Source organism: Imhoffiella purpurea, assembly GCF_000585215.1.
In the GTDB taxonomy this organism is placed as follows: Bacteria; Pseudomonadota; Gammaproteobacteria; order Chromatiales; family Chromatiaceae; genus Imhoffiella; species Imhoffiella purpurea.
The window spans coordinates 24,773-37,305 of sequence record NZ_AONC01000062.1; the positions used below are offsets into that span (position 1 = coordinate 24,773).

The window sequence follows — 12,533 nt, forward strand, 5'->3', positions numbered from 1 at the left end:
GCAGGGGATCAGTTCTCGAATTTGAAGTAGATGTCGGCACCCTGATTGTCGCCGGTCTCGGTCTGAAGCTCGATATGGCGCGTCAGGTCGTAACGCAGCTTGACCTTGTTCGCCTCGTCGCCGAGCCCGCTCTCGTATTCCATGTAGATCCTGGGCGCGACATAGGTCCCGACGGCCAGACCGGCGTCGTTGGTCTGGTCGTTCGCCGAGGGCGGGATCCCCGTCACCAGATACTTGGTGATCTCGGCCTGGGTCATGTCCGGATCGCTCTCGGAGAAGAAGGCCAGCTTGGGATCGCGCAGCGTGCCCAGCACGCGCACCCCGGCCGTGGTGTCGCCACCCGCGCGCTCGGCCTGGAGCAGGAGCCCGGGATTGTCGATCGGACTCTTGGCATAGATCAAGCGTCCCTGAGTGATGGTCAGCGGAGCGCCCAGCTCGGCCGCCAGGCCGAAACCGCCCGACAGCCGGTATTCGCCCTCGGTGATCTGGAGCTGACCGTCGCCCAGCATGTCGGCGCCCGGTCGTTGCAGCACCCGGAGACCGCCGGCGAGCCGGCCGCGCACGCCGAAGGCGTCGATAGTGACGTCCTTGCCCATGACCAGCCCCACGTCGAGATCCAATGGATAGGGCGGCGTCTCGGTCCGCTCCTCCATCACCACGTCGGAAGAGGGCGAGACGGTTCCGGCAGGCACAGAGCGCGGCCGGATACGGGCCTCGGAAATCCGAACCTGGCCGCGAACCGAGGCCCCCTTGGATCCCGCCTCGATCTCGAAATCGGGCGAGATCAGCGCATAGTATTCCTTGGTGTCGGCGACCTTCAGCTTCTTGCCGTTCAGACCGATTCGGACATCGGGTCCCGCCGCACCGAACCGGGCCTCGCCGCTCACATCCAGTCGGCCGCCCCCGACCAGCGCGCCACCCCGCAGATCCATGCGCTCCTGGGACGGGGCGACCGCCTCCAGATTCAGGTCCTTCACGACCAGGGCGATCAAGGGCACCTCGAAACCGACCTGGCTGACCGCCGCACGGCCCTTCACACCGGGCTTGCCGATGGTGCCGCCCAGCCCCAGATCGACATCGAGGGAACCGGCCAGATTCGAGATATCCGGCACCAGACTGGCGATACGCTCCAGACCCGCGATCTGCGCCTTCAGCTGTCCTTGGAGCCGCTGACCGGGCGCGGCCGGGTCCTGGAAGCGCCAGCCGGGCAGGTCCAGCGAGCCCCGAGCACCGCCCAGGTCGCCCAGGGGCAGCTCCAGCCGGGTCGAGAGCCCCTTGGCATCGGTGTTCAGCGTAAGCCGAGTTCCCGAGAAATCCACGGCCTCGTACCGCCCCTGGCCCAGATCGACCTTGATCCGTCCCTGGTCGATCTCGGCGCTGGCCCGACCGTCCAGATTGGAGCCGTCGGCCTGAAAGCGTCCCGTCACCCGCATGGCACCCTCGGCATCCAGACCATCGGGCAGAAATCCCTCCAGCAGAGCGAAATCCAGGCTGTCGAGATTCAGGTTCGCGAGCCATTTGCCTGGCGCGGACTGATCGAATCCGATGCACCCACCCGAGCCCCGGTCCTGACGCAGACAGAGTGGACCGGCCTGAACCTTGGCCCCATCGAGTGCGAATGGAGCGGCCTTCTCCAGACTCCAGCGGCCGAGATCCTCGGGCACCAGATCCAGCCTGGACAGACGACCGCGATAGACTCCGGTGTCGGACAGTCCGCCGGAGGCATCCAGCTTGGCCGCGAGCTGCGTCCCGTCGAGCTGTAGAGAGACCCTGTGATCGGGCATCGAGCCCTCTCCCCGCAGCGTCAGCGCATCCCAGAGCATGCCGCCCGCAAATAGATCCTTGCCATCCAGATCCACATCGAAGCGTCCGGGCTCAGCCAGATCCAGGTTGGCCTTACCGACCAGACTGGCCAGCCCCTGCTCGCCGAAGGCCGCGTCCTTGGCCTTCAGGTCCAGCCGGATACGCGGCCCCTCCAGAGGTCCGGTGACCTTGCCCTGGGCGGAGAGACGTCCCTTGGCATCGGGCAGCAGGTTGGAGAGATCGGGAGATTCCAGATCGAAGGCCAGGTCCAGCGACTGGTCGACCGTTCCCTGGATGCCGACCCGGCTAGTCCCGGACTGGGCCTCGATATTCTCGAGGCGCGTCTGGCCCTCGGCCATGCTCACCCGACCGGACGCCGCGATCGGATAGCCGCGCAGACGCCCCTTCAGCGACTCGATGACCGCCACCAGATCCGGCCCGGCGTCCTCGATCGAGCCATGGCTGGTCAGCCGGCCGTCGATGCGACCCGGCCACTCGGGTGCATAGCTGCCCGGGTCGATGCCGGAGAGCCGGATGGCCGCGTCCCAGGTCACCTTGGGGTCGAAGGTGGCCTTGGCCTCGCCGTCGACACGCCCGCCGAACACATCCAGACGCAGCGTCTCGAGCCGGGTCTGCGCCAGGTCGCCGGAGCCGATCAGGGCCAATGCGGCCGGCGGCAATCCGGGACCCGAGGTGGTCGCGCTCAGATCGTAATCGAAGGACTGGAGTCCGCCCTCGGTGGTCAGTGCAAGCGCGATCCGATCGTCCAGCCCTTCGACGAAGGCGCCCGGATCCAGGTCCTTGCCGTCGAGATGCAGGTTCCAGCTCGGCTCGGGAGACCAGGCCAGATCGCCGCCGCCCTCGATGCGGCCCCGCAGCGTCTCCAGGAGGAGGCTGGCGATCCGGGTACCCTCGGCGGTTCCGGTGCCCCGCAGCGCCAGCCTCGACGCGGGAAAGCTCGGCCCCTCGGCCTGGGCCGAGAGGCTGTAGTCGTAGGCGGCCAGATCGCCGGACGCCTTCAGCGCGCCCTGGGCGGACCGGGCGACGAGGTCGCCGCTCAGCGGCCAGCGCAGATTCCGCCACTGGCCCTCCAGCTCGAAGGCGCCCGGATCGGTCGCGAGATCCAGGTGGCCGGTCGCGTTCAGGTCGGCCTTGGAGACCTCTTCGGTCAGGTCCAGACGGCGGATGTCGAGCCGCTTGTCGCTCCAGAGCAGATCGAGCGTGGCGGCCAGATGGCCGAAATCGGGCAGATCCGGCGCCTTGGCGTCCAGCGAACCGGTGACCGTCGCCCGGCTCGGATCGCCGCGCGTCTCCAGGTCGGCCCGGGTCTCGACCTGGGGCAGATCGGCCGCGAAGGCCGGCAGATCGACCCGCGCGACCTGGATCCGGCCCTCCCAGCTGGGCGCGGACAGCAGCGCGCGCACCCGAGCCTCCAGGGTCGCCTCCGCCGAGCCTGTCAGGCGATGACGGATCCGCAGATCGTCCAGATCGCCCTCCAGATGGCCGGAGCCATCGAGCCGCGCCTCGGGCGGTAGCTGCATCCGCCAGTCCAGATCCAGTTCAAGCGGATACTGGCCCACCAGATCGGCATGGCCCCGTGCATTGGCGCTGAGCCGGGGCTGGGACAGGCTCGCATCCAGCCCGACGACCTGCAGATCGCCGCCGTCGAGGCTAGCGACGAGACGGGCGCGATCCAGCACCAGCATGGGCGCCTCGGCCCCCTTGTCGAGCAGGCGAAAGCGTTCGAGTGTGGCCTCGCCGACATCGAGCCGCACTGGCAACAGGATCTCGGGCAGGCTGAAGGGCGTGTCCTCCTTGTCCGCGCTCGGCCCCAGGGCCAGGTCGAATCCGCTCACCGCGAGCCGATCGATCTCGGCCAGCCCCTGGAGCAGCGCCGAGGGCGTCCAATCGAGTTCCAGCGTCTCGATCCCGACGTCGAGCGCCGGCAGAGTCAGGGAGAAGTCGCGCAGGCTCAGGCGGCCGAGAAGCCGGCCATCCACCCGACCGACGCTGAACAGCCCGGGAAGCATGCCCTCGGCCGTCTGAACGGCGAATCGCAACCCGGTCTGGGTCCCCAGCACGAGGCAGACCGGAACCAGGATCAGCAGGAGGAGCCCCGCCAAGACGCCCAGCAGGAGACGCGGTAGCCGCCGCCGACGCGATGCCGGAGCGCTTCCCGCCGGATCCGGCGCGGTCTCCCGCGGTGTCTCGGAAGGGTCCGGGGTCTTCTCGACGTCGGTCATAGATCCGGTCCGATGACGATATGCAGACGGGCCGGCGGAAACCCGTCGTCCTCGTCGTCCTTGCTCAGGGCGAACGCGAGGTCGAGCCGGACCTGACCGATGGGCGAGGCCCAGCGCAACCCGAGACCGGCGCTCTGGGCGAATTCCTGATCGTAATCCGGATCGAAGGCGTTGCCGAAGTCGGTGAAGACGGCCGCGCTCCAGGGTCCGCGGATGCGCCGCTCCAGCTCCAGGCTGCCCACGGCCAGATAGCGTCCGCCGACGGTCTCGTTGGTCTTGCGGTCGTTCGGACCCAGGGCCTCGAATCCCCAGCCGCGAATGGAATTGTCGCCCCCGGCATAGAAGCGCCGGCTCGCCGGCAGGTCTTCCAAACTCTCGGCCCAGGTGGCCCCCAGATCGGTCCTAGTGATGAGGCGATAGTCCTCGAGGAAGCGCCGCACCCATTTGAACTGGAGCCGACCGCTCAGATAGGACGCCTCGGACACCAGGCCCTGGACGGCGCCGAGCACCGTGTATTTGATCCGGTAGCCGCGATTGGTGTTGATGGGATTGTCCGAGACCGTCTTCGACCAGGAGATGTTCGGGACCAGCTCGTTGGTGGCGCCCACCGAGGTGGCGTCGTCCAGGTCGAAATCCTCGTAGTTGTACTCGACGCCGAGGTTGCGCCGCCAGCCGCGCTCGGTGAGCGTGGAATGGGCCGCCTGGACGCTGTGGGTCCAGCCCTTGCGGGTATCCGTATCGTAGAGCTTGGAGCTCGGCTTGATGACGATGTAGTCGCGGGTCGGATCCTGGATGGGGATGCGATAGTCGAGCTCCATCGAGGAGAGCGCCGGGGCCAGACTGAGCTCGGTGCGCAGCTTGTGGCCGTGACGGCCGATGTAGCGGCGGCGATAATCGAGCGTCATGCGCGGTCCGATGTCGGTCGCGTAACCGAAACCGACGCGGTATTTATTCGCCTTGTTGCGCTTGGCCACCACCTCGATCGGTACCTCGTGCTCCGGACCGGACGCATTCTTGCGGGGAACGATCTCGACGTCGCTGTAATACTCGCTCCCGAGCAGACGGCTCTGAAGGCCGAGCAGCACGTCCGGGTCGTAGACGTCGCCCGGCTCGAAGCTGACGTATCTGCGCAGGAATCCCTCGTCGAGCAGATCCTGCTCGAAGCTGACCGCGCCGATGCGGTATCTGGGGCCGGTATCGAGATGGACATGGATGTGGGCGCTATAGGACACGGGATCGACCAGCACCTGATGGAGGGTCATCCGGTAGTCCAGAAAGCCCGCCGATGTGGCGCTGTAGCGCAGATCCGCCTTGGCCGTCTCGTAGGCCGAGTGCAGCAGCACGTCGCCCACCTTCATGGGGAAGGTCTTGGGGAAGGCTTGGTCCTCGGCCCCCTCGCCCTCGACCCGATAGTCGACCGAGCCGATCCTGATCGGCTCGCCCGGATTCACCCGATAGGTCGCGACCCAGGTCCCCTGCGCGTCGGCGGGCTCCTTCAGATCATCCTCGACCTGGACCCGATACAGTCCGAATGGCGCCAGGGCGTCGGCGATCTGCTCCGGCGCCATGCGGTGCAGCGCCAGAACGCGCGCCGGCGTCAGATCCCGGTCGCCGCGCTCGCCATAGATACCGAGCAGCGCCAGAACGTTCGACTCCTGCTGCCCCGAGAGCCCGCTGACCTGGACGTCCAGCTTGAGCGCATAGGCGCCCTGGTGGACGAGCAATAGACAGAGGACCAGACCGAGGCCAGACCAAGGATGGCCGCGCCGGCCCGATGAAAGACCGGTTCGCCGTCTGTTCAAGACACCTCGAATCATTCCGGCTCCCTGGATCCAGCGCGACCGAGGATCAGATCGCCTGGGGCGCCGAGCGTACGCAATGCCGACACTTCATCCCCGTGATCTCGAGCTCGACCATCGTCGCTGTCTCCTCTGGGTTGACGGGATATCGGTCCCCTTCCTCATTGCGAGGCCATGAAGCGAGCGGCCCCGAGCAATGGCGTCAGAGGCTGGAGGATAACCCGCACCGGCATGCGGCGCATCAGGGAGCCCATGCGGCCCTTGTCGAAGAATCCCTCGAGGAAGCCTCCCTGCCGAAGCAGCGCCAGATTCTTCAGGGCGATTCCGCCCCCCAGATAGACCCCTCCCAGGGCCATGTGCTTGAGCGCCGTGTTCCCGGCCTCCCGGCCATAGAGCCGCAGAAAGAGGTTCATGGTCTCGACGCAGACGGCGCAGCGCTCGGCGGCCGCGGCTTCGGCGACGGCCGCCGCCGTATCCCCGCCCTCCTCGATCGCCCGGCGCAACCAGGCGGGCGACTCGCAGTCATGATAGCGGAGAAAGAATTCGTAGACGTTGGCGATCCCCGGACCCGAGACCACGCGCTCCCAGCTCACCCGGCCGAAGCGCATCTTCAGATGCCTCAACATGGCGAACTCGAGATCGTCCGCCGGAGCGAAATCCGTATGTCCACCCTCGGTCGCGAAGGCATGGTGAGTGATCCCGTCCCAGAAGAGCCCGGCCTGACCCAGGCCGGTTCCGGCCGCCACCACGCAGGCATTGCCCTCGAACGAACCCTCGCCTGGATGCAGCTCGGCCAGATCGGATGGCTCCAGCGCGGAAACGCCCCAGGCCACGGCCTCGAGATCGTTGAGGAACTCGACGCCGGCGAAACCGAACGACGCCTCCAAGGCGTCCGCATCCAGGAACCAGGGCAGATTGGTGGTCTCGGTGCGCCGATCATGCACGGGTCCGGCGACCGCGAAGGAAGCGAATCGGCACTGACAGCCGGTCTCGACGCTGTAACGGTGGATGATCTTGTCGAGCGAATCGAAGGAGGCACTCGGATAACGCCTGGGCTCGCTGATCCTGACGAGCTCGCCATCCGTTTCCGCCATACCCAGTGCCGTCTTGGTACCACCGATGTCACCCACCAACAAGCGCATTGCATGTCTCCCATCGTCAGACGGCAAACGACCCGTAAAGGCCGCCAAGGCGTCCTGCGGGATCGGAAGGCGGGGATGATAGCAATTAGATGGCCTGGCCGCGAAGCCATGGACATTGGGTGGACCCGAAACACCCCCGCCCGCGGATCGCGGACAGGGGCGTGATCGGGCTATAGCGAAAACAGCCTGTCGATTATTTCGAGGTCGTGCTCTGCGGGATCGTCACTGCGGGATAGCCGTATGCCGGATAGCCGTAGTAGGGCACTCCGCCCCAGCCGTACGGGGCACCCCAGCCGTAGCCATAGGGCGCGCCGTAGCCGCCATAATAGGGATAGCCGTACCCGTAGTAGGGACCACCACCGTACCAGGGACCTCCACCCCATGGCCCGCCCCAGGGACTGAACCAGTCGAAGGGCCCCCAGCCCCAAAAGGCGTTCGCGGACATGGAGCCCATCGCAGAGACGCCCGCAACGGTGGCGGCCATCAAGATTCGCTTCATGGTCATCATCGTGTTCCTCGCGAAAGTAGAGAGTCTGATACCTACTCGGACTATCATCTTCGGGCGAACCGCCCTCCGCGTTCATAAGACTAGGATGACTTACCGGCCGCTTCGTTGACGTCGGTCAATAAGGGTTTTCTTAATTTCGTGGTTTCGAATGTCCAACACCAGGATTACGGGGACGAGGAAAGGAGCCGGATCGATCGGCAAGACCAATTACCATGATTTTCATAACCCATTTTCGGAGATGATTCGATCCCCGTATCATGTCCCCCGTCGGCAGCGAAAGCCGTCAAGTTTTCTTCTGACCAAAAGCCGAAACATCATCATATAGGGAGACTTAAGACATGATCGAAGATCGCACAGGCAGCCACGTTCCCAACGTCACCTTCCGCACCCGCAGTGGCCACGAGTGGGTGGACGTCACCACCGACGACATCTTCGCCGGCAAGACCGTGGTCGTCTTCTCGCTGCCGGGCGCCTTCACGCCCACCTGCTCCTCCTCGCACGTGCCGCGCTACAACCAGCTGACGCCCATGTTCAAGGAGCATGGCGTGGACGAGGTGGTCTGCATGTCGGTCAACGACACCTTCGTCATGAACGCCTGGAAGGAGGCCGAGCACGCCGACAACCTGACCTTCGTCCCGGACGGCAACGGCGAGTTCACCGAAGGCATGGGCATGCTGGTCGACAAGGACGACCTGGGCTTCGGCAAGCGTTCCTGGCGCTATTCCATGCTGGTGCGCGACGGCGTGATCGAGAAGATGTTCATCGAGCCCGAGGTCGAAGGCGACCCCTACGAGGTCTCCGACGCCGGCACCATGCTCGCCTACATCGCGCCCGAGGCGCCCAAGCCGATCGACGTGGCCGTCTTCAGCCGCGAGGGCTGCCCCTTCTGCGCCAAGGCCAAGGATGCCCTGACCAAGGCGGGGATTCCGTTCGAGGAGCTGGTCCTGAACAAGGACTATACCGAGCAGACCCTGCGCGCCGTCTCCAACGCGGCCATGGTGCCTCAGGTCTTCGTCGACGGTCAGCTCATCGGCGGCTCCGACAAGGTCATCGCTTGGATCGAGAGCCGAGGCTAAGCCGAGCGCCCACCACCCTCCGCGGCCTTCCGCTCGGCATCGCCCGACGCTGAAGGCCGCGGGCCGGTCTCGCGCCCGGAGGGGCGCTGGACCTCCGACCTACCGGTTGCCTCACGCCCCAAACCGCCTGCGATGGGCCTTATTCAGCGGTGATCCGGCAACAGCCTCGATTTCCGCAGGAATCGCGACCTTCGTCGCCCCGGAAGCGCCTGGACGAACCGGACTGTACGGAGAGGCCGCCTCATCCGTGCGAAAATGGACGCGACCGAACTTACTATCAGGAGCTCAAGATGAGTCAGCATTTCGATCTGATCGCGATCGGAGGCGGCAGCGGCGGCCTGGCGGTCGCGGAGAAGGCCGCCCAATTCGGGCTGAGCGTCGCCATCGTCGAGGCCGGCAAGCTGGGCGGCACCTGCGTCAACGCGGGCTGCGTCCCCAAGAAGGTCATGTGGTACGCGGCCCAACTGGCCGAGGCCGTCGCGGACGCCCCCGATTTCGGCGTGCGAGCCCAGTCCGACGGGCTCGACTGGGGCAAGCTGGTCGCGGGACGCAACCGCTATATCGCCAACATCAACGACTACTGGGACGGCTATGCCGAGCGTCTCGGCATCACCCGAATCGAGGGCTACGGGCGCTTCGTCGACGCCCGCACCATCGCCGTCGGCGACACGCACTACAGTGCCGATCACATCGTCATCGCCACCGGCGGACGTCCCATCGTGCCGCGCCTGCCCGGCCACGAGCTGGGCATCACCTCGGACGGATTCTTCGCGCTCGAAGAGCGTCCGCAGCGCGTCGCCATCATCGGCGGCGGCTATATCGGCGTCGAACTGGCCGGGTTGCTGCGCGCCTTCGGCACCGAGATCACCATGGTCGCCCTGGAAGACCGGGTGCTCTGGCTCTTCGATCCCCTGATCAGCGAGACACTCGCCGAGAACATGCAGGCCGACGGCATCCGGATGCATCTCGAGTTCGAGGTCTCCGGACTGGAGAAGAACGCCGAGGGCATCTCCCTGGTGGAAAAGAGCGGCCAGCGCCTGACCGGATTCGATCAGGTCATCTGGGCGGTCGGCCGGGCGCCCAACACCCGCGACCTCGACCTCGAGGCCGCCGGCATCGAGGTACAGCCGAACGGCATGATCCCGACGGACGCCTTCCAGAACACCAATGTGCCAGGCATCTATGCGATCGGAGACATCACCGGACGCGATCCGCTGACCCCGGTCGCCATCGCCGCCGGACGGCGTCTGGCCGAGCGCCTGTTCAAGGACAAGCCGGATCTCAAGCTCGACTACGAGAACATCCCGACCGTCGTCTTCGCCCATCCCCCGATCGGCAAGGTCGGTCTCACCGAGCCCGAGGCGCGCGAGCGCTACGGCGACACCTTGACGATCTACGAGACCAGCTTCACCCCCATGCGCTACGCGCTCAACGAGCATGGCCCCAAGACGGCCATGAAGCTGGTCTGCGCCGGTCCCGAGGAGAAGGTGGTCGGTATCCACCTGATCGGCGACGGCGTCGACGAGATGCTGCAAGGCTTCGCCGTCGCACTGAAGATGGGCGCCACCAAGGCGGACCTGGACGACACGGTCCCCATCCATCCCTGCAGCGCCGAGGAACTGGTCACACTGAAGGTGCCGGTCCGCAGCCCGGGCGGCCAGTAACCACGCATCGAACCCGGCGTCGCCCGACGCCGGGTTCGGCACCGCGACTGGGGCGGCAGCGGCGGAACGAAGATCGAAGTCAGATCTCGACGTTCAGCTGCACCCCGATCTCGCGGGGCGCACCCAACTGGGCACCGACGGCGCTGTTGCCATAGACGCGGTAGAGCTCGTCGGTCAGGTTGCGGCCGTAGACACCCAGCTCGAAGCCATGCTTGCTGTGCCACATCAGGGAGGCCTCGAGCAGGGCGTAGGCGCTCTGGCGCAAGTCGTTCTCGGTATCGAAATAATGCGGCCCGGTCGCGCGCAGGGCGATGCGCGGCCGCCACTGTTCGCGCGCGCCGAAGATGCCGTCCCAGGCCACGAGCGCGCTGTACCCCGGGGTGTAGGCGACGTCCTTGCCATCGAACTCGCCGCTGGTATAGCGGCTGCGATTGACCATGCCGCCGAGCGTCAAGGTTTGGCCTTCGGCCAAGCGCATCTTCGCCTGCAGCTCCATGCCCCGGCTCGTGGCGTCGCCCATGTTCGATAGGATCTGGAGGCCGGCCGGCCCGATCCATCCCTGCACGTCTTGACTGTCGATGGCGTACAGGGTGGCCTCGGCCTGATAGCGGCGCTCGGGGCTGCGCCACCGGAGGCCGATCTCGAAGTTGGTGGCGATCTCGGAATCGTAGGCGACGAGATCGGCATCGCTGGTCCCGGCCTTGTTGAAGCCGCCCGGCTTGAAGCCGCGTCCGACGGCGGCCCAGAGACGCACCTGGTCGTTCGGCAGCCAGGCGAGCGCAAAGCGCGGAGTCACCGACGTGAAGCTTTCGTCGTTGGTGTAGGTTTGCATGACGTCCGAGCCGTTCGCGTCCGGCATCAGCATGGTCACCTCGGCATCCTCCCGAGCCACGCGCGTGCCAAGACTCACCTCCCAGTGCTCGGCGAAGCGGTAATTGGTATCGGCGAAGAGCGCATAGTTGAGAATCTCGTTCTCGGTGTAGGGCCCCCCCATGTAACCGGCCGCCTCGCCATAATTGACGTCCTGGTATTCAAAACGGAGACGCTGGGCGGAGATCCCCATGACGGCGGTCAGGGCCACGCCCTCGTAATTGGCCCGCAGCTCGGCGTAATTGCTGCTCTGGGCCTCGACGGTGTCGACGCCGTAGGGGGCGAACGTGCGCTCCAGATCGACGGTCTGTCTGGCGAGGACCCCGGTGATGGTCCAGTCGGCATTCGGGCTGTATTCCAGATCCCAGGAGACGTCCTTGATCTTGCGCTCGAGCCACGGTGTCTTCACCACCGGCTCGACCTGCGAACGTGAGAGCGGGCTGTAGGGAACGTAATACTCCTCGTGAGAGCTGTAGCGCTCGGCGCGCGCCTTCAGACGCATCTCCAGCGGCAGGTTCTCTGACATATAGTGAATCGACAGCCTGCCTGCGGTGTTCTGGCGATCGTCGAGATCGTCGCGACCGTTCATGGCATCGTCGAGCGTCCCGTCCTCGTCGGCACGCATCATGCTGCCCTGGATCGCCAGGCCGTTGCGATCGAACCCCGTGCTGGCGCCCGCCCGCACCCGATAGCCGCGCTCGAATCCCTGGACATTGCCCCACAGCTCGGGCTCCGTGCCGGGCCGGCGGCTGGTGATGCTCAGCACACCGCCAAGCGCACCCCGGCCATAGATGGCGCCCTGCGGTCCCTTGAGCAATTCGACCTGCCCGACCTCCTGTAGCGTCTGCCCGAAGGCATGCGGCAGCTGCGGGACGCCGTCGAGATAGAAACTGGTGCTCGGGCTGAAGAAATCGGCCGATGCCTGTCCCCGCAAGGTCATTATGTTGTAGACCCGCGAGCTGCGCCCGACCGAGAGCAACTCGGGGAAGAGACGGTCGAGCTCGTCGGTGTCGTTCACGACGGCCTCGACGAGCTGCTCGCGGGACTCGACGTCTACGCTACCGGCGATATCGAAATCGCTTTCCGGCCGTTTGGTCGCGGTCACCGTAATGGGTTCGAGAAACACGCCGTCCTCACCACCGCTCACTGCCTGAGCGCCATCGACGATGACGGCGGCGGCAACCGCGATCACCGGAGTCAAAACCTTCTGCTTTATCATGCTCGCGTCTTCTATCGTTGCAGACTCACCCCCGAATCCGAACCCGGGCCCCATCGCGCGCGCTATCACCTCCCGAGGCAGAGCTGCGGAGCGCACGCGACTGGGTCGCGTCGCTGGACAGCCGCAACGTCGCCGGGAGATACTCGGCCCGCGCTAAAGGCAAATGATATTTATTCTCGAAAATTGCGCTAACGGCAATGCGCCGGGAC

The 12,533-nt window shown here is 65.9% G+C and carries 7 protein-coding genes; 2 read left to right on the forward strand and 5 right to left on the reverse strand.

Annotated elements, in window-relative coordinates:
• Positions 1 to 8 precede the first annotated feature (8 nt).
• From D779_RS17545 to D779_RS21855, 4 genes are all read right to left on the reverse strand, one after another.
• Positions 9 to 4,046: a translocation/assembly module TamB domain-containing protein gene (locus D779_RS17545; protein ID WP_043756585.1), complete on the reverse strand. Its 4,038-nt coding sequence runs from the start codon at positions 4,044 to 4,046 to the stop codon at positions 9 to 11.
• Positions 4,043 to 5,848 carry an autotransporter assembly complex protein TamA gene (locus D779_RS17550; RefSeq protein ID WP_408606020.1) on the reverse strand — a complete coding sequence of 602 codons (1,806 nt, stop codon included), beginning with the start codon at positions 5,846 to 5,848 and terminating at the stop codon, positions 4,043 to 4,045. The genes D779_RS17545 and D779_RS17550 overlap by 4 nt, the downstream gene beginning before the upstream one ends.
• 158 nt (positions 5,849 to 6,006) lie before the next feature.
• Positions 6,007 to 6,987 carry a glucokinase gene (gene glk, locus D779_RS17555; protein WP_043756586.1) on the reverse strand — a complete coding sequence of 327 codons (981 nt, stop codon included), beginning with the start codon at positions 6,985 to 6,987 and terminating at the stop codon, positions 6,007 to 6,009.
• A gap of 193 nt (positions 6,988 to 7,180) precedes the next feature.
• On the reverse strand, positions 7,181 to 7,486 hold the full coding sequence (locus D779_RS21855) for a sulfur globule protein CV3 (RefSeq protein WP_269747401.1): 306 nt from the start codon (positions 7,484 to 7,486) through the stop codon (positions 7,181 to 7,183).
• Between the two features lie 347 nt (positions 7,487 to 7,833).
• On the opposite strand from D779_RS21855, the gene D779_RS17560 reads away from it, so the two are divergent.
• Together D779_RS17560 and gorA are read left to right on the forward strand one after the other, a co-directional pair.
• Complete coding sequence (locus tag D779_RS17560; RefSeq protein ID WP_043756587.1) at positions 7,834 to 8,571, forward strand: glutathione peroxidase; 738 nt, start codon at positions 7,834 to 7,836, stop codon at positions 8,569 to 8,571.
• Between the two features lie 290 nt (positions 8,572 to 8,861).
• Entirely contained in the window at positions 8,862 to 10,235 is a 1,374-nt protein-coding gene (gene gorA / locus D779_RS17565; RefSeq protein WP_043756589.1) for a glutathione-disulfide reductase, read from the forward strand.
• Positions 10,236 to 10,314: 79 nt separating this feature from the next.
• Here gorA and D779_RS17570 read toward each other — a convergent pair whose 3' ends face one another.
• A complete protein-coding gene (locus tag D779_RS17570; protein ID WP_043756591.1) occupies positions 10,315 to 12,324 on the reverse strand; it encodes a TonB-dependent receptor in 2,010 nt (669 codons plus the stop codon).
• Positions 12,325 to 12,533: the final 209 nt, after the last annotated feature.

Excerpts from the sequence above, each read along its gene's own strand:
- D779_RS17545 (WP_043756585.1), bottom strand. The coding sequence starts at position 4,046 with ATGACCGACGTCGAGAAGACCCCGGACCCTTCCGAGACACCGCGGGAG.
- glk (WP_043756586.1), bottom strand. The coding sequence starts at position 6,987 with ATGCGCTTGTTGGTGGGTGACATCGGTGGTACCAAGACGGCACTGGGT.
- gorA (WP_043756589.1), top strand. The coding sequence starts at position 8,862 with ATGAGTCAGCATTTCGATCTGATCGCGATCGGAGGCGGCAGCGGCGGC.
- D779_RS17570 (WP_043756591.1), bottom strand. The coding sequence starts at position 12,324 with ATGATAAAGCAGAAGGTTTTGACTCCGGTGATCGCGGTTGCCGCCGCC.
- D779_RS17560 (WP_043756587.1), top strand. The coding sequence starts at position 7,834 with ATGATCGAAGATCGCACAGGCAGCCACGTTCCCAACGTCACCTTCCGC.
- D779_RS21855 (WP_269747401.1), bottom strand. The coding sequence starts at position 7,486 with ATGAAGCGAATCTTGATGGCCGCCACCGTTGCGGGCGTCTCTGCGATG.